Origin of the sequence: Hanstruepera flava, assembly GCF_023634025.1 — a bacterium.
GTDB lineage: Bacteria > Bacteroidota > Bacteroidia > Flavobacteriales > Flavobacteriaceae > Hanstruepera > Hanstruepera flava.
This window is the reverse complement of sequence record NZ_JALJCW010000001.1, coordinates 294,167-315,921: the sequence shown is the minus strand read 5'-3', so window position 1 is coordinate 315,921 and position 21,755 is coordinate 294,167. Positions and strand designations below refer to the sequence as shown.

The window sequence follows — 21,755 nt, the reverse complement described above, 5'->3', positions numbered from 1 at the left end:
ACTTTATCGTAATTCTGCGCCAAGCTGCTTTTCAAAATTTGCTTGTAGCTTACTCATTATTTTATCGATTTGCTTATCTGTTAATGTTTTGTTCTCGTCTTGTAATGTAAAGCTTACTGCGTAACTTTTTTTGCCCGCTGGTAAATTTTTACCTTCATAAACATCAAACAGATTTACGTCTTTTAGAAGCTGTTTTTCGGTTTGCATAGCAATAGCATCAATTTCTGCAAAACTTACTGACTGGTCTAATAGCAATGCAAAATCACGACGTACTTCAGGATATTTAGGAATAGCCTTAAATATTACTTGGTTTGCTTTGGCAGCTTCAATTACAGCATCCCATTTAAAATTGGCATATAGTACAGGTTGCGAAATACCAAAATGTTTTAAAACCGATTTTTTTACCAAACCAAACTCCACTAAAACTGTTTTTCTTGTTGATAATTGCATGCCTTCACTAAACACATCGGCTTTAAAAGGAGCAGCTTTCAAGTTGTTGATACCTAATCGTTGTAAGATAGCTTCAATAGTACCTTTTAAATAATAAAAATCACTAGGCTTACTTTCGGCATTCCAGCGTTCGGTTTGTTTATTACCAGTAACAATTAATGCCAAATGTTTGAATTCTTCGCGTTTACCATTATAATCATGGTATGTCTTGCCAAATTCAAATAGCTTTAAATCTTCTCGTTTGCGGTTAACGTTATGGCGTACATTTTCTAATCCAGAGAATAGCATAGATTGTCGCATGACGCTTAAATCGTTACTCAACGGATTAAGCATTTCTACATTGTGTTCTATATGCAAATCATTACTCAATTCAACATAATCTGGTGTGGTTAACGAGTTGGTCATGGTTTCAAAAAAACCTTGCGATGCCAACTGATTGCCTATAATGTTTTGTAACTTATAATCTTCAAATTTCGAAGTATTCGAAATAGAGGCGTTAAGCTTTTCGGTTGTTTTTATGTTGTTGTAACCGTATACACGTAGAATTTCTTCAATTATATCCGCTTCACGCTGCACATCATTACGGTAAGCTGGAACAGTTAAACCTAAACCAGCTTCGGTTACGTTGTTAATTTTAATATCAAGCGACATTAAAATCTCTTTTATCTTTTCACGCGGAATATCTTCACCTATAAGTTTCTTGGCATTATCAAAACTCATACGCACTTGGAAGTCTTCAATCTTTTTTGGGTAAACATCTATAATATCACTTGTAATTTCACCTCCTGCAATTTCTTCAATTAAAAGTGCAGCACGCTTTAAAGCGTATTCCGTAATATTAGGATCAATACCACGCTCAAATCTGAATGAGGCATCTGTATTCAGACCATGGCGTTTTGCCGTTTTACGTATACTTACCGGATTAAAATAGGCACTTTCCAAAAATATGCTCGTAGTTTGTTCAGTGACTCCAGATTCCATACCGCCAAAAACACCAGCAATACACATAGGTGTTTCGGCATTACAGATCATTAAATCGTCTTCATGCAATTCGCGTTCAACACCATCTAATGTTTTAAACTTTGTACCCGATTTTAAGGTTTTAACTACAACTTTGTTACCTGTTATTTTTGCAGCATCAAAAGCATGTAACGGTTGACCTAGTTCGTGTAATACATAATTGGTAATATCTACCACATTGTTAATAGGTGCTAGGCCAATGGCTTTTAACCGGTTTTGGATCCACGCAGGCGATTCGGCTACTTTAATGCCCGAAATAGTTACACCACAATACCGAGGTGCCAATTGTTTGTTTTGAACATCAACATCAATTTTTAAGGAACGGTTATCCACATGAAAAGCAGAAACCGAAGGTGTAATTAACTCCCTGCTTTTTTCTTGCTGTAATAAGCCTGCTTTTAAATCGCGCGCTACGCCATAATGACTCATGGCATCAGCACGATTGGGTGTTAGGCCAATTTCAAAAACGTAATCGTTTTCAATATCAAATATATCTGAAAGTTTCGCGCCAACCTCTGAGCCTTTATCTAGAACTAAAATACCGTCGTGCGACTGCCCTAAACCAAGTTCGTCTTCAGCGCAAATCATACCATGACTCGCTTCGCCACGAATTTTGCCTTTTTTTATTTTCCAAGCTTCACCTTCAGGTGTGTATAGGGTCGTGCCAATCGTTGCTACCGGTACTTTTTGTCCTGCAGCCACATTTGGTGCACCACAAACAATTTGTAAAGGCTCGCTCTCGCCAATACTTACAGTTGTAATTTTTAGCCTGTCTGCATTTGGGTGTTGCTCACAAGTCAATACTTCACCAACAACAATACCTTCTAAACCACCTTTAACCGATTGGTATACGGTAAGACCTTCTACTTCTAAACCCAAATCGGTTAGTAGTTCACTAATCGCTTCAGGATTTTCACTTAACTTAATAAATTGTTTTAGCCAATTATAAGAAACCTTCATGTGCTATGCGCTATTTTAAGAGTGCAAAGATAAAATATTGCTTCTAGCATTCAAACAATGCGCCTTAAATTGTAAACTTAAAATTGTTGTAAGTTTTTTTGTGAAACACCGATTAACTATGCATATTTACAATCTATGAGAAATTTTTTGTACCTATTTGTTTTAACACTATTGTTTTCATGCCATGAAGACATGCCAAAACAGCTTGAAGCCACCACCTACCGAGCAGTTTTAAAAGTGAATGATACTTTAGATATGCCTTTTGTGTTTGAGGTGAAATCGCCAACCGAATTAATTATTTTCAATGCCGAAGAACACATTGAAGTTGATGAGGTGAGCTATAAAAACGATTCTGTTTTTATAAAAACTCCGGTTTTTGAAGGATTCATAGCGGCTGAATTACTAGATGATGGTTCACTGTCTGGTAGTTATATAAAGGAAAATTTAAATCGTGTGGTACCATTTTATGCTAATAAAGGCAGAACCCGTTTTAAGGTTGATGCTCAAGCTAAATTTGATGTTTCTGGAAATTGGGAAACCGTTTTTAGTCCTGATGACGATGCTCATAGGTACATTGGTAAAGGAATATTTAAGCAAGATGGAAATACCGTAACCGGAACGTTTAGAACCACAACGGGCGACTATCGGTTTTTGGAAGGTGTGGTAGATGGTAACCAACTAAAACTCTCTACATTTGATGGTGCCCATGCCTTTTTGTTTACAGCAACAGTAACCGATAGCACCATGCAAGGACGGTTCTATTCCGGAAACCATTGGCAAGAGCCTTTTGTGGCTAAACGTAATGAAAGTTTTGAGTTACCAGATTCTGATAGCTTAACCTATTTAAAGGAAGGATATGACAAGGTAAGCTTTAGCTTTCCTGATAGCAATGGTAATCTGGTGAGTTTAGAGGATGAGCGTTTTAAAAACAAAGTGGTTTTGGTACAGATTATGGGAACTTGGTGTCCAAACTGTTTGGATGAAAGTAAATATTTTGCCGAGTTTTATAAGCAACGCCAAAATACCGATTTAGAAATAGTAGCCTTGGCTTTTGAGTATGTAAAAACAGAAGCGCAAGGTTTTGAAAATATAAAACGCTTAACCGATCGTGTTGGTATTACCTATCCTGTGCTATTGGCGCAAACCGGAACCTCAAGTAAAACAGCTGCACAAGAAAAATTGCCTATGCTGAATAAGGTATTAAGCTATCCAACTACTATTTTTATCGATAAAACAGGACAGGTGCGTAAAATACATACGGGTTTTAATGGTCCAGCTACGGGCGAAAAATACACCGAATTTAAAAACGAATTTGAAAGTTTTGTAAAGCAGTTGTTGGAGGAGGAGTAGAGGAGTTGCGGTTATAGGTCCAGCATATGGCCCGTTGCGTGTCTCGAGTTACGGATTATTCAGTTTGGTTTGAAGTTTGTTTTGTAGGAATTCAAATTTAGTAAGCAACAATGCCAGCTATGGGCTATATGTATTGTTAACAAAAGTTATTTATATTTAATTATTTCAGAAAATTCAATTGATTTAGAATTCGTTACAATCATTTTTTGAAGACAAGATATAATTAATGTAGCGCCGAAATCATTCAGTCCAATAAGTTTGCTATAATATTCATCTATTGACTTCATTCTTAAAAATTTGTCTGATCCGTATCTTAATATTTCCATATCTCCGTGAACAAACTTACTTCTATAATCATAGAATTCATTAATCTTTCTATTAATAACTTTTAACTGTTCAGGATTCCCTAAATGAAGATAGATTCGTGTTTTTAATGTTCTAATAATAGAGTCATTTGATTTAATTCCAAAAAAAGATTCGAGACTTTGGATAATCCAAACAACTAATGAAGGATTGTATCCTATGTGAGCGTCATTGCAAAAATACAATAGTTAAAATAATGTTCTTTCTAAATCATTTTGAGCTTTAATATTTAACCCAATGTTTAATGAATCATACCATATCACAACTTCTTTCAAAGGTAAAGCTTGAATTTTTGGCCATCCTCCATAATTTAATGAAACATCAAAAGAACTATGTAAGTATCCAGAGAATAGATTTATTTCATCTTGAAAATCGTTATTGAATATAACAGTTGATTTTATAGACAATGAGCCAGGCAATGATAGATTCACGCACAGAAATAAAACGTCCAGATAACTTGTAATTAAAAAATTTTCAACATTTTTTCTATTAGAAATATCGACGGCATTATCATATAAAATAGTCATTAAAATATCTCCACCCCAGAAATCATTATGTACTTTGATTTTATTAAATATATCAGTGAAGTCAGAATGAATTGTTATCATTGCTTTATCATATTCGAAGGAATATTTTTTAAAAACATCTCTAACTTCTTCCCAATGTTTAATTAGACAAATATTTTTGTTTGGGTATTCAAAATCAGGACCTTGTATGTTTATTCTGAATTTTTTAATGTCGGATAATTTTTTCTAAAGCAAAGATAAATTCAGTTTTGATACTGAAATACCTTCAGCACAGGTTGACTTTGTCGTCTGATACTGAAACATAGTTCAGTACAAGTAAGCGAAGTTAGAGTTTTCTAGTCATTAAATCAATAGGTAGTGGTACGTAATTTATAAAGGACCACAATTCTTAACAAAGCGTTAATTAACAGAAGATTTATGTTAATTAACACAACGCTAACAACTTACAATTGGGTTTGTGTCTAACTTCATAACACTAATTTAAACTTAATTATTATGAAACAGAACAACCTTTTTACAGCCGTGCTGTGCCTTTTTTTATTAGTTAGTCTAACTACTACGGCACAGCTACAAACACCACAAGCCAGCGCCAAAGCTACAGTTATGCAACGCGTTGGTGTTACCGATATTAGCGTTACCTATTCCAGACCAAGTGTTAATGGTCGGGAGCTATGGGGTAGCCTTGTACCTTATGGTATGAACAACTTGGGTTTTGGTACAGCAACGGCTGCGCCATGGCGTGCTGGGGCTAACGAGAATACTACCATTACTTTTGCCAACGATGCCACAGTTGAAGGTAAAACAATTAAAGCCGGTACCTATGGTTTGTTTTTTGAAGTTAAGCCTAATAACGAGGCTACACTAATCCTCTCGCACGATACCCAAGCTTGGGGTAGTTTCTTCTATGATAAAAACCGCGATGCCTTGCGTGCCGATATTGCAACAACAGAGGCGCCTCATCATGAATTATTGACTTTTGAATTTAGCAATATTACGCCAACAAGTGCTGTATTATCGTTGGTTTGGGGTAAAAAGGCTTTTCCGGTAAACATTTCGGTTAATACCACACAAATTGTTTTAGACGATTTTAAAGCAAAATCTACAGGGCAGTTTGGGTTTAATCGTCAGAATTGGGAACAGGCTGCTGCCTATGCCCTTAATAATGGTGGCGATTTAAACGAAGCCTTAACATGGATTGATGGAGCTATTGCTGGTAATTTTTATAGTCAGAAGAATTTTAATAATGTAGCCATAAAAGCCCAGATTTTAAACAAAATGGGACGTACCGACGAGTATGCTTCACTCATGGATGAGGCAGCAGGTATGGCAAATAAACAGCAGTTAAATGCATTGGGTTACCAAATGATAGCAGCAAAAGATTACGAACGTGCTGAAAAATATTTTAAGCAAAATATAGCTAATCATCCTGAAGACCCTAATGGTTATGATAGTTTGGGTGAATGTTATAAAAACATGGGTGATACTAAAAATGCCATTAAGTATTTTAAGAAATCTTTATCCATGAATCCTCCCGCAAATGTTAAAGCCAATTCTGAAAAACATTTAAAGGAATTAGGCGCACTGTAATAGTTTTGTTTTTAGGGACAAACTGTTTTGTTCAAAAGACTGTTTAAATATATGATAGGGTAGTTTTAAGCGTTTATTGCGAAATCTGTGAATTTTAGTGTTATTAATCAATAGCAATAAGTGTATTTTTATCTAGTAGTTTTTAAGCAGTCTTTTTCTTTTTCTAACTTATGTAATTCCAAATATTACGATACTTGCTCATTTGTTTGTAGGTGTTTAAAATGGCTGCATTGTTTGGTGAGGCAAGACTCGGGTCGTTATTTAAAATTTGTTTAGCCCAATATCGAGCTGTTTTAAGAATATCGTTGTCTTTTATTAAATCGGCTATTTTTAAATTTAATACACCGCTTTGTTGGGTGCCCATAATATCGCCTGGTCCGCGTAGTTTTAAATCAACTTCGGCAATTTCAAACCCATCGTTAGTACGAACCATGGTTTCCAAGCGCACTTTACTGTCGTTACTTAACTTGTGGCTCGTCATGAGTATGCAATAGCTTTGTTCAGCACCGCGACCTACCCGACCTCGCAATTGGTGTAATTGCGAGAGGCCAAAGCGTTCGGCACTTTCAATTACCATAACTGAAGCATTGGGTACGTTAACACCAACCTCAATAACGGTTGTTGCAACCATAATTTGCGTTTCGCCCTTGGCGAAGCGCTGCATTTCATAATCTTTGTCGGCAGCTTTCATTTTGCCATGAACAATAGAAATTTGATATTCCGGTTTTGGGAAATCGCGTTCAATGCTGGCATAACCATCCATTAAATCTTTATAATCCATTTTTTCACTTTCTTGAATTAATGGATATACAATATACACTTGCCTGCCTTTGGCAATTTCATCGCGTATAAAACGAAATACTTTTAAGCGATTATTGTCGTATCTATGAACTGTTTTTATGGCTTGTCTACCTGGTGGTAATTCGTCAATAATCGAGATGTCCAAGTCACCATAAACAGACATGGCCAAAGTTCGTGGAATAGGTGTTGCTGTCATCACCAAAATATGTGGAGGAGACGAGTTTTTACGCCATAATTTACTTCTTTGGGCAACTCCAAATCGGTGTTGCTCGTCTATGATGGCGAGTCCTAAATTTTTGAATTTCACCTTATCTTCCAAAAGTGCATGAGTACCAACAAGTATCTGTAAATCGCCATTTTCAAGATTTTCGTGAATCTCTTTTCGATCTAAAGTATTGCTAGAACCTGTTAATAATTTTATACTGATATTCAGTTTATTACACCATTCAAATAATCCGTTATAGTGTTGAACTGACAAAATTTCAGTCGGAGCCATTAGGCAGGCTTGAAAACCGTTGTCAAGCGCTATGAGCATTGACATGAAGGCAACTATTGTCTTCCCGGAACCTACATCACCTTGTAAAAGTCGATTCATTTGTGCGTTGCTACCTAGATCGGCTCGAATTTCTTTCAATACACGTTTTTGCGCATAGGTTAATTCGAAGGGTAAATGGTCTTTGAAAAAGGTATTGAAGTAGTCGCCTACTTGCTCAAAAGGAAATCCTTTAATTTTGGATTTATGGATAAGATTTTTTAAAATTAATTGCAGTTGAATGTAAAAAAGTTCTTCAAATTTTAGTCGGTATTGGGCTCGAGCTAACAGTTCTTGGTTTTGTGGAAAATGTACATTGAGTAGTGCTTGACTTTTAGATATTAATTTTTGGCTATTGAGTAGTTCGGGAGACAAAGTTTCGGTAAACCTGCCTTTGGTTTCTGTAAACAATTGCTGCATAATTTTAATAAACACACGATTGCTAATGCCTTTGTTTGTTAATTTTTCCGTTGAAGGATAAATGGGCTGCATAACCGATTGTATGTTTTTCTCATGGTCTTTAAGTAGTTCCATGTCAGGATGTGGCATAGAAAACTTGCCGTTAAACCAATTGGTTTTACCAAAAATCACATAATCTGTTTTTAGTTTAAGATTTTCCCGAATCCATTTATGGCCACGAAACCAAACCAATTCCATTGTACCTGTATCATCATGAAATGTAGCTACTAGGCGCTTGCCACGTTTTTGAGCAACTTCTTCAAACTTAATAATTTGCCCTATAATTTGAACATCGGCACTGTTGCGTTGTAGTTCATTGATTTTGTAATATCGCGTGCGATCTAAATACCGATTGGGAAACAGATTTATTAAATCTTGATAGGTGTGAATACCAAGCTCCTTTCGCAGTAATTCCGCACGATTGGGGCCAACGCCTTTAAGGTAGTCTATGGGAGTTTGAAGGTTGGTACTCATATTAGCGAAATTAAGTGTTTTCAATCAATTCGAGAAATGCATTTTTTTGTATTTTGGACTAATCTTTGTGTTCAGATTGCCTATGAGATTGTTTTTAAGCCTACTACTCTTCGTTTGTGCCAAAATGGTTTTGGCGCAACAAACCGATTATGTGGATTTTACCTTTTGTAAAGCTTTTGTGAAATTCGATACCGTAGAAAAATCAGTTTCTGGTATAGTGCGCCATAAATTTGTTATGTTAAAGGATGTTGATTCTGTATTTGTTGATGCGCAAAAAATGGACATCACAAATCCGGTGGAATTATTGGATTTTGAAAACTCTGAAACCTATAAAATAGCATACAGAAATGACGGTAGTAAGATTTGGCTTAAGTATGGTTTTAAAGCAGGGAAGCAGTATGAGGTTATTATAAATTATAAGGTAATTCCTGGCAAGGCTTTGTATTTTGTGGGTTGGGATAATGAAGCGCCTAACCAAATTTGGACGCAAGGTCAAGGAAAATATACCAGTAATTGGTTGCCCAGTTTTGATGACATGAATGAAAAGGTAGCCTTTTCGTTAACCATTCGGTTTAATAATGAATACGAAGTTATTTCCAACGGAAAAAAAGTCTTTGAAACGGAAACTGTAGACGGTAAAGCCGACCACGTGTTTATGATGGAAAAACCTATGTCTAGCTATTTAGTTGCTTTAGCGATTGGAAAGTATGATAAGCAAGTCGAAACTTCAGCAAGCGGAATTCCGCTAGAGATGTATTATTATCCTGAAGATTCCTTGAAAGTAGAGCCAACCTATCGCTACACAAAGCAAATGTTCGATTTTTTAGAACAAGAGATAGGTGTGCCTTACCCCTGGCAGAATTACAAACAGGTGCCTGTACATGATTTTCTGTATGCTGGAATGGAAAATACCAGTTTAACGATTTTTTCTGATGCTTTTGTGACGGATTCCATTGGGTTTAACGATAAGAACTATGTTAATGTTAATGCGCATGAATTAGCACATCAATGGTTTGGGGATATGGTTACAGAAACTTCAGGAACGCATCATTGGTTGCAAGAAGGTTTTGCTACGTACTATGCTTTGTTGGCAGAGCGTGCGGTGTTTGGTGATAAGTATTATTATTGGCGTTTGTATGAATATGCTCAAGAATTATTGGATCAAGATAATAGAGGCGCTGGTACGGCTTTGTTGAATCCGAAATCGAGTAGCGTTACGTTTTATAAAAAAGGCGCTTGGTTATTGCATATGCTTCGCGAAAAAATAGGTGATTTTGCTTTTAGGCAGGCTGTTAGAAATTATTTGATAGCTCATCAATTTCAAAACGTATCTTCTGAAGATTTTATTCGAGAAGTTAAAAATGTAAGTGATGTTGAAGTTGATGGTTTTTTTGAAAAATGGCTTGAAAGCCCTGTCTTCCCTTATAATGAAGTTATGGCGAGTTTGGAGCAGTCTAAATTTATCCAGGAATACCTAATGGCTGATTGTGAGGCTAATAATGCTAAATGTGATTATTATTTGGAGGCGCCATTGTCTGATCAGGCAAAATCAAAAATAATTTCGCAAGTGCCAGAACGTATTACTTCAGATGTGTTTATGGATGGCTTAAAAGTGAGGCAAGCCATAGCAAAACATGTGAGTAAAATACCAGATTCTTTAAAAACGCAATATGAATCGCTTTTAAAAGATGATTCTTATGTAACCATTGAGGCTGCTTTGTACAATTTATGGTCTAATTTTCCTAATGATCGCATACGGTATCTTGATAAAACCAAGGGTATTATTGGGTTTCAAGATAGGAATGTGCGTTTGTTATGGTTGGTTCTGGCTTTGTCGACTCCAGACTATGAACAGAACAACAAACAAGCCTATTTTGATGAATTAATTGGTTATACGGCTCCAGATTATGGATTTGAGGTGCGTATGGGAGCATTCTCGTATTTACAAGCTTTAAATCTATTTCCTGAAGCTGCTTTGGCGAATTTGGTAAATGCTACAAATCATTACAATTGGCAGTTTAGATCCTTTGCCAGGGATTTGGTGGGTGCTTTGTCTAACGATGAACGCTATGCTGATATTCTAGAAAAATTAAAAAACAGTTAATATGCGTGCATTGGTAATTTCCGGTGGAGGGAGTAAAGGCGCTTATGCAGGTGGCGTGGCGCAGTATTTAATGGAGGTTGAGGGTAGGAGGTACGATATGTTTTTGGGTACGTCTACGGGTAGTTTGTTGGTGCCGCATTTGGCTGTTAATAACATACCAAAGCTTTATGATATTTTTACCAATGTGCAGCAACATGACATTTTTAGTGTAAGTCCTTTTGTGCAGCGTAAAAAAGGTGATCGTGAGTATGTGTCCATTGATTTTGTTAATTCGCTTTGGCAATTTGTGCGCTTAAAACGAACTTTTGGGGAAAGTAAGGCTTTGCGTCGCAATATTAGAAAGAATTTTACTCGTGAAGAATATGAGATTGTAAAAGCGACCAAGCATGATTTGGTGGTAACTGTTTCTAACCTATCGAAAAATAGGGTAGAGTATAAGTCCATTAAAGATTGTGCTTATGAAGAGTTTTGTAATTGGATATGGATTTCATGTAATTATATTCCATTTATGTCTATAGCAAAAGTCAATGGTTATGAATATGCCGATGGAGGTCTTGGGTGTGTGGTCCCTATACGTGAGGCTATTAAGCGAGGTGCGACAGAGGTTGATGCTATTGTTTTGGAGGCTGAAAATATGGAACGCAATAAAGTTTTAGGTAAAAACCCATTCTCTTTAATGTTGAATTTATTCGGGCACTTATTGGATCAAGTAGAGCGTAATGATATCATTATTGGGCAATTGGCGGCAAAAAACAGAGGTGTTAAGTTGAACATGTATTATACGCCTACAACACTAACTGAAAACTCATTAATATTCAGTAAGCGTTTAATGACTAAATGGTGGCAGCAAGGTTATGATTATGCGCAAGATAAACATGGTGATATTACCACATCTCGCTAACTTCCTGCTTTATATAAGATAATGCAGCATCGCTTGGTGCGCGTTTCTCCATCATCTCGGTAAGAACTACTTCGCGGAGTTTATTAGCGGTATCGGTTTTTTCTAGCAAGCTAGCCTTTCTAATGAGTTGGATAGTTGCGTTTTTGGCAGCTGTGATAATGTTCCAGCATTCGTCGCTTAAATAAATTTGTTGTGATAAATTGTGGTCAAACTCCTGTTCAATACTTTGTATAAGTAAAGATTCGTAATCTTCTTTATTTGAGGATATTGGAGCCACACGAATAAGTAATTTTGATGGAGTGATACGTTCTAAAAATAATGCCATACGTTCGTAAGCCTGAAGCCTTAAGGGCATAGAGTTGACCTGCATATCTTTATGTAATAAAAAGCGTCTGCGACCATCTTCATTTTTTGTATGTTCCTTAAAAAAGAAATAAGCAATTAATCCGGTTATTAAAGCTGGAACAGCATAGAGAAAAACTTCAAAAATTTTATCGACTTCCATAGTAGGTGTTTTAAGTATTGGTGTTTTTAGAACCTCCCAAATATAAACAATCTTTTAAATCCTGTATACTGGTAAAAGGGACTTTTGTTTTTTCATACATATAGGTTCTGTTCAATTCTTCAGATAAGTTATGGTCATCTACATTTACATCAATATCTTCCATAGTAAACTGGCAAGGGTGTTCATAACCTGCTGCATGGGTTATTTCAATTAATTCTTTTCTAAAAGTTTTAAAGTATTGAGCTAAACGCTCTGATTTTAAAGGAATATTAATACCCCTTTGCAACCACTTGCTTTGCGTGGCAACTCCGCTAGGACAACGATTCGTATGGCAGACTTGGGCTTGAATACAACCAATACTCATCATGGCTTCGCGAGCAACATTAATGCAGTCAACACCCATTGCGAAAGCCATTGCAGCTTTAGCAGGAAACCCTAATTTACCGCTTCCAATAAACACAATGCGTGAGGTTAGATTACGCTTTTGAAATACCTTGTATAAATCACTAAAACCATAGACCCATGGTAGTGATACGTGATCGGCAAAACTAGGTGGTGCAGCTCCTGTACCACCTTCGCCACCATCTACGGTAATAAAATCAGGGCCTTTTCCTGTTTGTTCCATAATATCTGCCAGTTCATTCCACTGGTCTAATTTGCCAATAGCAGCTTTTATACCAACAGGAAGTCCAGTTTTTTCGGCAATGGCTTCAATAAAATCAACCATTTCCTGAACATTTGAAAAGGCGGAATGATTAGGTGGTGACAAAACATCTTTACCAACGGGAACGTGTCTGATATTGGCTATTTCTTGGCTTATTTTTGCTGCTGGAAGAACACCTCCTTTGCCAGGTTTTGCGCCTTGGGAAAGTTTGATTTCAATAGCGCGAACAAAAGGGTTTTTGTTAACTAAATTGACAAGCTTGTCCATTGAGAAATTGCCTTGCTCGTCTCTAACCCCAAAATATCCTGTTCCAAAGTGAAAAATAACATCGCCGCCATTCGAATGGTAAGGAGATAGGCCACCTTCACCAGTATTGTGATAGGCACCTGATATTTTAACACCTATATTGAGTGACTCAACTGCTTTGGCGGATAATGAGCCGAAACTCATAGCCGAAACATTAATTATTGAAGCGGGTCTATATGGTTTTCTTCTTTGGTTATGTAAACCCATAACTTTAGCACAAGGCAAAAAAGATTTATCAATAGTATTGGGATGATTTTCTTCCAATTTGAAAGGCATCATAGCATTGTTTATAAAAATATGCTGATGTGCGTAAATATCACGGTCGGTACCAAAGCCTTCATAGTTGTTTTCGTTTTTAGCAGAGGCGTAAATCCAACCTCTTTCTATACGGTTAAACGGGAGTTCCTCTCTATTGTTTGCTACAAAATATTGACGGATTTCAGGGCCTATGCTTTCAAATAAATATCTAATATGACCAATAATGGGAAAGTTGTGACTAATGGTATGACGCTTTTGGATAAAGACATCTCGAATTGCAATAAGTACTAAGGCAATAATAATCCACATCCACCATGTTGTATTACCCAAGAATTCAAAAAAAGTATCCATACTAAATATTTTGAAGTAAATATATTTAAAATATGGATAAAGTAAGGCTCTTACAAGTCCTATAAATTCTAAAATTTGTTATTTAATAAATGTAATTGTTATATCTAATGGTTTTAAAAATGTATTACGGTTATATAACATATATGCCTTTAAATTGTTTATAATTATTAATAATTCTAGCGGTCTAAAAGGTTTACAATACTTATTTTCACACTTTGAAAAAACAGTCCCTTTGGAAAAATATTTAAGTCAGTTAAATGATGCCCAATTAGCGCCAACTTTGCAAAAAGATGGTCCTATGATTGTAATTGCTGGAGCAGGTTCTGGAAAGACACGTGTTTTAACTTATCGTATAGCCTATCTTATGAGTCAAGGTGTTGATGCGTTTAATATTTTAGCATTGACATTTACTAATAAGGCAGCCAGAGAAATGAAAGGTCGTATCGCTGAAATAGTTGGTGATGGAGAAGCAAAAAATCTTTGGATGGGAACATTCCACTCTGTATTTGCCAAAATCTTGCGTTTTGAGGCGGATAAGTTAGGCTACCCAAGTAATTTCACCATTTATGATACACAAGATTCCGATAGATTAATAGCGTCTATCATAAAAGAAATGAATCTTGATAAAGATGTTTATAAATACAAACAAATACGCTCTCGCATATCTTCATATAAAAACAGCCTAATAACCGTTAAGGCTTATTTTCAAAACCCAGAGTTAATTGAAGCCGATACTATGGCAAGGCGCCCACGCTTGGGTGAGATATATAAGAATTATGTAGACCGTTGTTTTAAGGCAGGCGCCATGGATTTTGACGATTTGTTATTGAAAACTAACGAACTCCTTACCAGATTTCCAGATGTGTTGGCAAAGTACCAAGATAAGTTTCGCTATATTTTAGTTGATGAGTATCAGGATACCAACCATTCCCAGTATTTGATTGTTAGGGCACTTTCTGATAGATTTCAAAATATATGTGTAGTAGGAGATGATGCGCAAAGCATTTATGCGTTTCGTGGTGCTAACATAAATAATATCCTGAATTTTCAAAGAGATTATGACGATGTGAAAGTGTTCCGATTGGAACAAAATTACCGTTCAACCAAGAATATTGTAAACGCAGCCAATTCCATTATAGACAAAAACCAAACCAAGTTAGATAAGGTGGTTTGGACAGCCAATGATGAAGGGCCTAAAATAATTGTAAATCGGTCGTTGACTGATGGTGATGAAGGGCGTTATGTGGCCAGTTCTATTTTTGAGAATAAAATGCAGAATCAACTTCAGAATAGTGATTTTGCAGTTCTGTACCGCACAAATGCGCAATCTCGTGCTATTGAGGATGCCTTAAGAAAGCGCGATATTCCTTATCGGATTTATGGAGGCTTGTCCTTTTACCAGCGGAAGGAGATTAAGGATGTGCTGTCGTACTTGCGTTTGGTTATCAATCCGGCAGATGAGGAAGCTTTAAAGCGGGTTATTAATTATCCGGCTCGAGGAATTGGTCAAACAACTTTAGATAAGTTGATTGTAGCCGCAAATGGCTATGAGCGCACTATTTTTAAAGTTCTTGAAAATATTGACAAGCTAGATGTTGGCATAAATTCTGGAACAAAAACGAAACTGAAAAATTTTGTGACTTTAATCAAAAGTTTTCAGGTTATGAATGAAACGGCCAATGCATTCGAATTGGCAGAACATGTAGTAAAAGCCAGTGGATTAATTCGTGAATTTAACAAAGATGGTACGCCCGAAGGTGTTGCCAGGATGGAAAACATTGAAGAGTTGCTTAACGGTATTAAGGACTTTGTTGAGGGGCAAAAGGAAATAGCTGATGCTACTGCTTCATTGGCAGAATTTTTAGAAGATGTGGCACTTGCTACAGATTTAGATGCCGATAAAGGCGATAGTAACCATGTGGCTTTAATGACGATTCATTTAGCTAAAGGATTGGAGTTTCCGTATGTATATATTGTAGGTTTAGAGGAAGATCTATTCCCAAGTGCTATGAGTATGAATACACGTAGTGAGCTAGAGGAGGAGCGACGTTTGTTTTATGTGGCATTGACTCGCGCCGAAAAGCAAGCATATTTAACGTATGCTTTATCTCGCTATCGTTGGGGGAAATTAATAGATTCTGAACCAAGTAGGTTTATTGAAGAAATAGATGACCAATATTTAGAAGTTGTTACGCCAATTGAGGAACGACGTTTTAACCCCATGTTGGATGCTGATATTTTTGGAGATGTTGAACCCAATAAAATTAGATTTAAAAAGCCTGTACAACCTACATTTAAAAAGGGGAGAGCAGTCAATAAAGTAGAAAAGAAACCCGTATCTACACCTAAAAACCTAAAACCAGTTTCTAAAACTTCAGGGAACACCAATTTGTTTGATAGTAAGTTGGCGGTTGGTAATATTGTAGAGCATTTAAGATTTGGAAAAGGAGAGGTGCTTAAAATAGAAGGTGTCGGAAGTGATGTTAAAGCTGAAATTAAATTTGATAATGGCGGTGTAAAAAAATTATTGTTACGCTTCGCAAAACTTGAAGTTATAGGCTGAAAGTTTATTTAACCATGCAAACCGAATTAATATTGCCTTTACCATCATATTCTTTTACCGGATTATCGGGATCAATCAACCATTCATTATCAATAATAAATTTGTAATGGTGTTTCCCGCCTGCTAAAGTTAAGGTTAGCGTCCAACCAAAATCTGTTTTTTTCATTTTTGGTTCATTTTCAGACCAATTATTAAAACTTCCAGAAAGAATAACTTTTTTGGCATCTAAAAAACCTTGTAATTCAAAGGTAACCTCTTTGCTTATATTGATTACCGAGTTATATTCCCCAAATTCGTTTCCAACTTTATTGGGATTGTAAGGATCTTCAATCCATTTACCGTCAACTATATATCTATATTCATACGATCCTGGTTTTATCTGTAAAGTTATCTCCCAACCATTTCCCACCTTATTCATTTCAAATAGATTTTCATCCCATTTATTGAATGAGCCGGCAAGTATTACCTTTTTTGCATTGTTGTAACCATAAAGTTTAAAACAAGCGTTGCCATCTTCATTTTGATAAGCAGTATAGAACTTTAAATTATAAACGTTTAAAGGTTTTCCGTTAGGTGTTTTTGCCGGAACAATATTGGCTATTTTATCTGTTGGTTCGGCCCAGTATTTACCATTAATTAGAAATTTAAATTCCCAAGAAGATTCATTTGAAAAATCTGTTATTTTTTTTCTTAACTCAAATGTATTATCGCCAATTTTAATCATTTGCCACTTATCACGCGTCCAGTTGTTAAACTGCCCAGAGACAATAACTTCTTCTATTTTTAAGTCATCAAAATCTTTTATGCTGCCAGAGGAATCAGAGGTAGCCTTTTCATAATCGCGAGTATCGAATACAAAAACAATATCATCACCATCAATTTTATAGCCCAGAACATTTTTATCTTGAGAAATGCTCAATGTGCAGGTAAGAAATAAAAGAATAGAGGTGGTATGTTTGATTGCTAACTTCAATGTCTTTTTATTGGATAATTAATAAAATATAATTTCTCTTTCTGATAATTTATTATGGTTCTTTTATATTTAAAGAATTCGTACCCTAATATACCATCTAAATCTGTACCAAATGCTTCGTTTACCCTTTTTAAGTTAGTTAGAACGGTATCCATTGGTCCAAAATATATGGTTTTGCTTAATCTAACACGATGTAATTTACCTGCAATGACTTCGGTTTTCTTGTTACTAGCGTCCATCAAGACCAAACGTTTTTTAGGAATAAAGCAATTGAGTAAATCTTTGTTTAGGTTTTTACTTATTTGATTGAATTCAGCTGCTGTATCAAGCCCAAACTTCACTTTTTTATTGTTGATATCTCCAAAAAGAATTATTGTATGATTTTTTAAAGTAAAATTTAAACTATCAACAATTTTTTCAAGATAAACGTTTTTATCAAGCTTATTCCCAAATCGGTCAACCTTTGATAGTGTAATTTGATTCAAATGCAAGTCAACAAAGACTTCGTAATCTTTTAAAACAGAATAGCCAATAATACCTAAAAGCTTTATTTTCTTGCTTTGCTCAATATGAGATAGGTTTATAACGTCGGACTTTAAGGTTTCTAGTTTAAAATTTTGGAGCACAAAATCTTTTACATGTTTTTCATAAGGATTGTCAATTGCCTCCATTACTCCAAATGATTGATTTTTCTTTTCGTGATGTTTGTAAAGATTATTGAAGTGCATTTTGTTAAGAATCATAGATTCAGAACCTGTATCTATAATAAAATTTCCTTTCTTGTTATAAATTTCAGCTTCAACAATAATAAGATGATCTACTAGTTTAAAGGGAATTCGTGTAGTGTATTCGTTTATCTTTTCAGATTTCGGAAAAATAATAGTCCCTTTTTTAATAATATCATTGGCATTCAAGACACTTGAGAAGCAAACAATTAATAAAAATAATAGTATTCTTGGCATATTAATATGACTGAAAAAATATTTAAATGTTACAGGGTTTAAAAAGATAGATTATAAATTTAAGCTTAATTTTTTCAAATGTTTTAATAGTGCACAACAATTCAATGAAAAATATTTAATTTGTAAAGAATCATTTAAACTAAATCCATAAATGGCGGAATTTATTAGAATTTACGAAGAAAACCCAAACCCAAAAGAAATTAAACGTGTTGTTGATGTTTTAAAAAAGGGTGGGTTAATTATTTATCCTACCGATACTGTTTATGGTTTGGGTTGCGATATTACTAACACTAAAGCATTAGAAAAAATTGCTAGGATTAAAGGTGTAAAACTAGAGAATTCTAATTTTTCTTTTGTATGTCGCGATTTAAGTAATTTAAGCGACTATGTTAAGCAGATAGACACTTCTACTTTTAAGATTTTAAAACGTGCTCTGCCAGGCCCATATACCTTTATCCTTCCTGGGGCTAAAACATTACCATCTGTTTTTAAGAAGAAAAAAACCGTAGGTATTCGTATCCCAAACAATCAGATTGCTTTAGAGATTGTTAAAGAGCTGGGTAACCCAATAATATCTTCTTCCATTCGTGATGAAGATGATGTTATTGAGTATACAACAGACCCTGAACTGATTCTCGAAAAATGGGATAATCTTGTAGATTTAGTAATCGATGGTGGTTACGGAGATAACGTAGCGTCAACAATTATTGATCTATCTGAAAACACTCCAACAGTCATTCGAGAAGGAAAAGGAAGCCTTGAGATATTTTAGTTAAAGCTTAGCTGACTTATTAAATATTCTGTTTTTTTGACAATTTTGGTCTAAAATAATGGAGTCTGCTTTAAAATAACTTTCAGATTTAATGACGTTTAACATCCAATCAAAATGATTTTTAGAACGTCTTTTAAAACGGTAGGGTAAAACTTGTATCATAGTCTTAATGTTTTAAAGTAGGTAACTATTTTTAGTTACAAGATGGACTGAATGTAGATTTGGTATATTTAAAATAACACTTAAAACCATATAAATCATTGATTTTCTATGAATTGCAAATTTTATTTGATGAACTAACATTTCTTGCATTTTTAGTATAGATAAACGTCAAATATGTTGGATAAACGGAATTGAGATTTAAGGAAAATAAAAAAAGCCTAACAAATATTTGTTAGGCTTTTACAATATTAATTACTTGGTTAAACTAGTTGGAACCAGCTTCAAGATTTTTCATTTCTTTTTCAATCATATCGTAGAATTCGTCAATTTTTGGTAAAATAACAATTCTTGTACGTCTGTTTGCAGCTCTACCTTCGGCAGTATCATTGGTGTCAATTGGCACATATTGAGAACGACCTGCAGCTATAAGCTTGCTGGAGTTAACACCTAAATCTTCGAGCACTCGAACAACTGATGTAGCGCGTTTAACACTTAAATCCCAGTTGTCTAACAATGGAGGTTTGTTGTAAGGTACAGGGTCTGTATGCGCTTCAACCATACATTCAAAATCAGGTTTGCTTTTTACAACCTTGGCAACTTTGCCTAAAACTTCTTTTGCGCGTTCGTTTACAACATAACTACCGCTCTTAAATAATAATTTGTCAGCTATAGAAATGAATACAACGCCTTTTTCAACATTTACTTCAATATCTGGGTCATTGATACCAACTTCTTTTTTCAAGCTAGTTACTAAAGCTAACATAACACTGTCCTTTTTGTTAACAGCATCTTGTAAACGTGATATTTTTAAATCTTTTTCTTTCATGCTTTCAAGTGTCTTTTCAACATTTGATGCACCTTTAGAAGTTAGCATGGTAAGATCCTTATTACTTTGTATTAGGTTTTCATTAGAATTTTTTAAGTCAGCAATACGCTCTTCTAAAGATTTAACGCGTGCGTCAGCTGATGCTTTATCGGCCAAACAAGAATTTAATTTTACAGTTGCAGAATTTAGTAAGTCTTGAGTTTCTTTTTGTTTTGCTTCTAGAGCAGCGTATTCTTTTTTAGATACACATGATCCTAGAAGGAACATTGCAGATATACCAAATAAGATTATTTTTTTCATTTTTTAAATGTTTTTTAGATGTTATTAATTAACATACCAAAATTATGCAAAAGAATAATGCATAAATGAAATGTTAACAAAAATTTTAACACTATTTATAAACAATTAAAAAGTCTTGATGTTTTTCATGTAATAACGCCACACAATTGATTTAGTTTGGAAGTAATTGCCCTTTTGTAATAGCTGCTTTCTGGTGTTTAATAATCTTGGAAGATTTATGTAAAAGCTGAAATGTGCTTTTATAATGGCTAAAATGTGGCCGAATTTAAATTCAAATAAAAATTTAACGCCCGCAACACCATCGAGAAGCAATCGGGTAAAGACCAGAGACAATAGATTCCCTTTTGCATTTTTTACAAGGGTAAAAAGACTATTCCTAAAATTTAAATAGGTTTTTTTAGGATTGGTGTTTTTTAGGGTAGCTCCTCCTAAATGGTAAATAGTAGAATCGCCAACATATTTTGTAACGTAACCTTTGTTAAAAGCCCTCCAGCATAAATCTATTTCCTCCATGTGGGCAAAAAACGACTCGTCAAATCCGTTTAAGTTTTTAAAAACCTGCGCTTTTATAAAAAAACAAGCGCCAGAAGCCCAAAATATTTCTACATTATCATTGTATTGTCTAGAATCTTTTTCAATTGTATTGAATATACGACCTCTACAATAAGGGTATCCATATTTATCAATAAAACCACCAGCGGCTCCAGCGTATTCAAAAAAGTCTTTGTTTTTGTAGTCTAATATTTTGGGTTGTATAATGGAGGTTTCAGGATTACTTTCAAATTCTTCAATTACCGGCTGCAACCAGTTTTTCGTGACTTCAACATCACTATTCAACAAACAATAAACATCTGCTTTTATTTGTTTAAGAGCCTCGTTGTAGCCTTTTGCATAGCCGCCGTTTTCAGTATTTTGAATGATATTAATAGTCGGAAAATGGGTTTTTACATAATCTACTGAATTATCAGTAGAGGCATTGTCCGCAAGGTAAACATCAGCTTCATTTGAATACGAAATTACCGATGGTATAAACTGCTCTAGTAGGGTTTTTCCGTTCCAGTTTAATATAACAACAGCAATTTTCATAATGTGTAATTTGGAATGTCTTTAAGAAAATTATAGCGTGATTGATTAAAATCCATTTGGCAATAATAATGATTTAATCCATTTGTAACCATTAAATAGTCTGCTTTTAACTGTAAATTATAACGCGCTATTTGGTCAAAAGTATCTTGGTTTATGGTAATTGTAGGGCTTTTACATTCAACTAGTAGATGGATGGTACTGTCTGAATTGTACACAACAATATCGTAACGTTTTTTTAAGTTGTTAATTACCAGTTCTTTTTCAACATTAATAAAGGATTTAGGGAAATTTTTGTACGAAATTAAATAGTGTACACAGTTTTGCCTTACCCATTCTTCGGGTTGCAAAACCACAAATTTTTTCCGAATGATATCGAATATAGATACTTTATTTTCGCTATTTTTGAATCGAAACGAAAACTTTGGAAAATTGAGTTTTTGCATGAAACCGTTCAGGATTTTTTCAAAGTTAATCTACAATAATCAATTACCAAAGGTTA

At 34.9% G+C, this 21,755-nt stretch carries 16 protein-coding genes; 6 read left to right on the top strand and 10 right to left on the bottom strand.

What is annotated here, in order from left to right:
• Window positions 1-3 precede the first annotated feature (3 nt).
• The gene (gene pheT / locus MTX13_RS01455) at window positions 4-2,430 is read right to left on the bottom strand and encodes a phenylalanine--tRNA ligase subunit beta (RefSeq protein ID WP_250432596.1); all 2,427 of its coding nucleotides are present in this window, start codon (window positions 2,428-2,430) and stop codon (window positions 4-6) included.
• A 135-nt stretch (window positions 2,431-2,565) separates the two neighbouring features.
• Here pheT and MTX13_RS01450 point away from each other — a divergent pair, with 135 nt between their 5' ends.
• On the top strand, window positions 2,566-3,780 hold the full coding sequence (locus MTX13_RS01450) for a TlpA disulfide reductase family protein (protein WP_250432595.1): 1,215 nt from the start codon (window positions 2,566-2,568) through the stop codon (window positions 3,778-3,780).
• A 551-nt stretch (window positions 3,781-4,331) separates the two neighbouring features.
• Here MTX13_RS01450 and MTX13_RS01445 read toward each other — a convergent pair.
• On the bottom strand, window positions 4,332-4,751 hold the full coding sequence (locus MTX13_RS01445) for a hypothetical protein (protein WP_250432594.1): 420 nt from the start codon (window positions 4,749-4,751) through the stop codon (window positions 4,332-4,334).
• Window positions 4,752-5,165: 414 nt separating this feature from the next.
• Between MTX13_RS01445 and MTX13_RS01440 the strand changes: the two genes are divergently transcribed.
• Window positions 5,166-6,257 carry a DUF2911 domain-containing protein gene (locus MTX13_RS01440; RefSeq protein ID WP_250432593.1) on the top strand — a complete coding sequence of 364 codons (1,092 nt, stop codon included), beginning with the start codon at window positions 5,166-5,168 and terminating at the stop codon, window positions 6,255-6,257.
• 163 nt (window positions 6,258-6,420) lie between these two features.
• On the opposite strand, the gene recG is transcribed toward MTX13_RS01440, so the two are convergent.
• Window positions 6,421-8,523, bottom strand: coding sequence for an ATP-dependent DNA helicase RecG (recG, locus tag MTX13_RS01435; RefSeq protein WP_250432592.1), 2,103 nt, complete (start codon window positions 8,521-8,523; stop codon window positions 6,421-6,423).
• Window positions 8,524-8,605: 82 nt separating this feature from the next.
• On the opposite strand from recG, the gene MTX13_RS01430 reads away from it, so the two are divergent.
• Entirely contained in the window at window positions 8,606-10,627 is a 2,022-nt protein-coding gene (locus MTX13_RS01430) for a M1 family metallopeptidase (protein ID WP_250432591.1), read from the top strand.
• A gap of 1 nt (window position 10,628) precedes the next feature.
• Window positions 10,629-11,528 carry a patatin-like phospholipase family protein gene (locus MTX13_RS01425; protein ID WP_250432590.1) on the top strand — a complete coding sequence of 300 codons (900 nt, stop codon included), beginning with the start codon at window positions 10,629-10,631 and terminating at the stop codon, window positions 11,526-11,528.
• Here MTX13_RS01425 and MTX13_RS01420 read toward each other — a convergent pair.
• A complete protein-coding gene (locus MTX13_RS01420; protein WP_223033306.1) occupies window positions 11,512-12,033 on the bottom strand; it encodes a DUF7935 family protein in 522 nt (173 codons plus the stop codon). The genes MTX13_RS01425 and MTX13_RS01420 overlap by 17 nt on opposite strands.
• Before the next feature lie 10 nt (window positions 12,034-12,043).
• A complete protein-coding gene (locus MTX13_RS01415; RefSeq protein WP_250432589.1) occupies window positions 12,044-13,612 on the bottom strand; it encodes an FMN-binding glutamate synthase family protein in 1,569 nt (522 codons plus the stop codon).
• Between the two features lie 232 nt (window positions 13,613-13,844).
• On the opposite strand from MTX13_RS01415, the gene MTX13_RS01410 reads away from it, so the two are divergent.
• Complete coding sequence (locus MTX13_RS01410) at window positions 13,845-16,175, top strand: ATP-dependent helicase (RefSeq protein ID WP_250432588.1); 2,331 nt, start codon at window positions 13,845-13,847, stop codon at window positions 16,173-16,175.
• A gap of 4 nt (window positions 16,176-16,179) precedes the next feature.
• On the opposite strand, the gene MTX13_RS01405 is transcribed toward MTX13_RS01410, so the two are convergent.
• Window positions 16,180-17,148 (bottom strand): hypothetical protein, encoded by a 969-nt coding sequence (locus tag MTX13_RS01405; RefSeq protein ID WP_250432587.1) that lies wholly within the window; start codon window positions 17,146-17,148, stop codon window positions 16,180-16,182.
• Window positions 17,145-18,110, bottom strand: a complete 966-nt coding sequence (locus MTX13_RS01400; protein WP_250432586.1) for a retropepsin-like aspartic protease — start codon at window positions 18,108-18,110, stop codon at window positions 17,145-17,147. Before MTX13_RS01400 ends, MTX13_RS01405 begins: the two co-directional genes overlap by 4 nt.
• Window positions 18,111-18,261: 151 nt before the next feature.
• Here MTX13_RS01400 and MTX13_RS01395 point away from each other — a divergent pair, with 151 nt between their 5' ends.
• Window positions 18,262-18,882 carry an L-threonylcarbamoyladenylate synthase gene (locus MTX13_RS01395; protein ID WP_250432585.1) on the top strand — a complete coding sequence of 207 codons (621 nt, stop codon included), beginning with the start codon at window positions 18,262-18,264 and terminating at the stop codon, window positions 18,880-18,882.
• A gap of 427 nt (window positions 18,883-19,309) precedes the next feature.
• Here MTX13_RS01395 and MTX13_RS01390 read toward each other — a convergent pair whose 3' ends face one another.
• The 3 genes from MTX13_RS01390 to MTX13_RS01380 form a co-directional block, all read right to left on the bottom strand.
• Window positions 19,310-20,170, bottom strand: coding sequence for an OmpA/MotB family protein (locus MTX13_RS01390; protein ID WP_250432584.1), 861 nt, complete (start codon window positions 20,168-20,170; stop codon window positions 19,310-19,312).
• 105 nt (window positions 20,171-20,275) lie between these two features.
• Window positions 20,276-21,256, bottom strand: a complete 981-nt coding sequence (locus MTX13_RS01385) for a glycosyltransferase family 2 protein (RefSeq protein ID WP_250432583.1) — start codon at window positions 21,254-21,256, stop codon at window positions 20,276-20,278.
• Window positions 21,253-21,699 (bottom strand): type I restriction enzyme HsdR N-terminal domain-containing protein, encoded by a 447-nt coding sequence (locus tag MTX13_RS01380; protein WP_250432582.1) that lies wholly within the window; start codon window positions 21,697-21,699, stop codon window positions 21,253-21,255. Before MTX13_RS01380 ends, MTX13_RS01385 begins: the two co-directional genes overlap by 4 nt.
• Window positions 21,700-21,755: the final 56 nt, after the last annotated feature.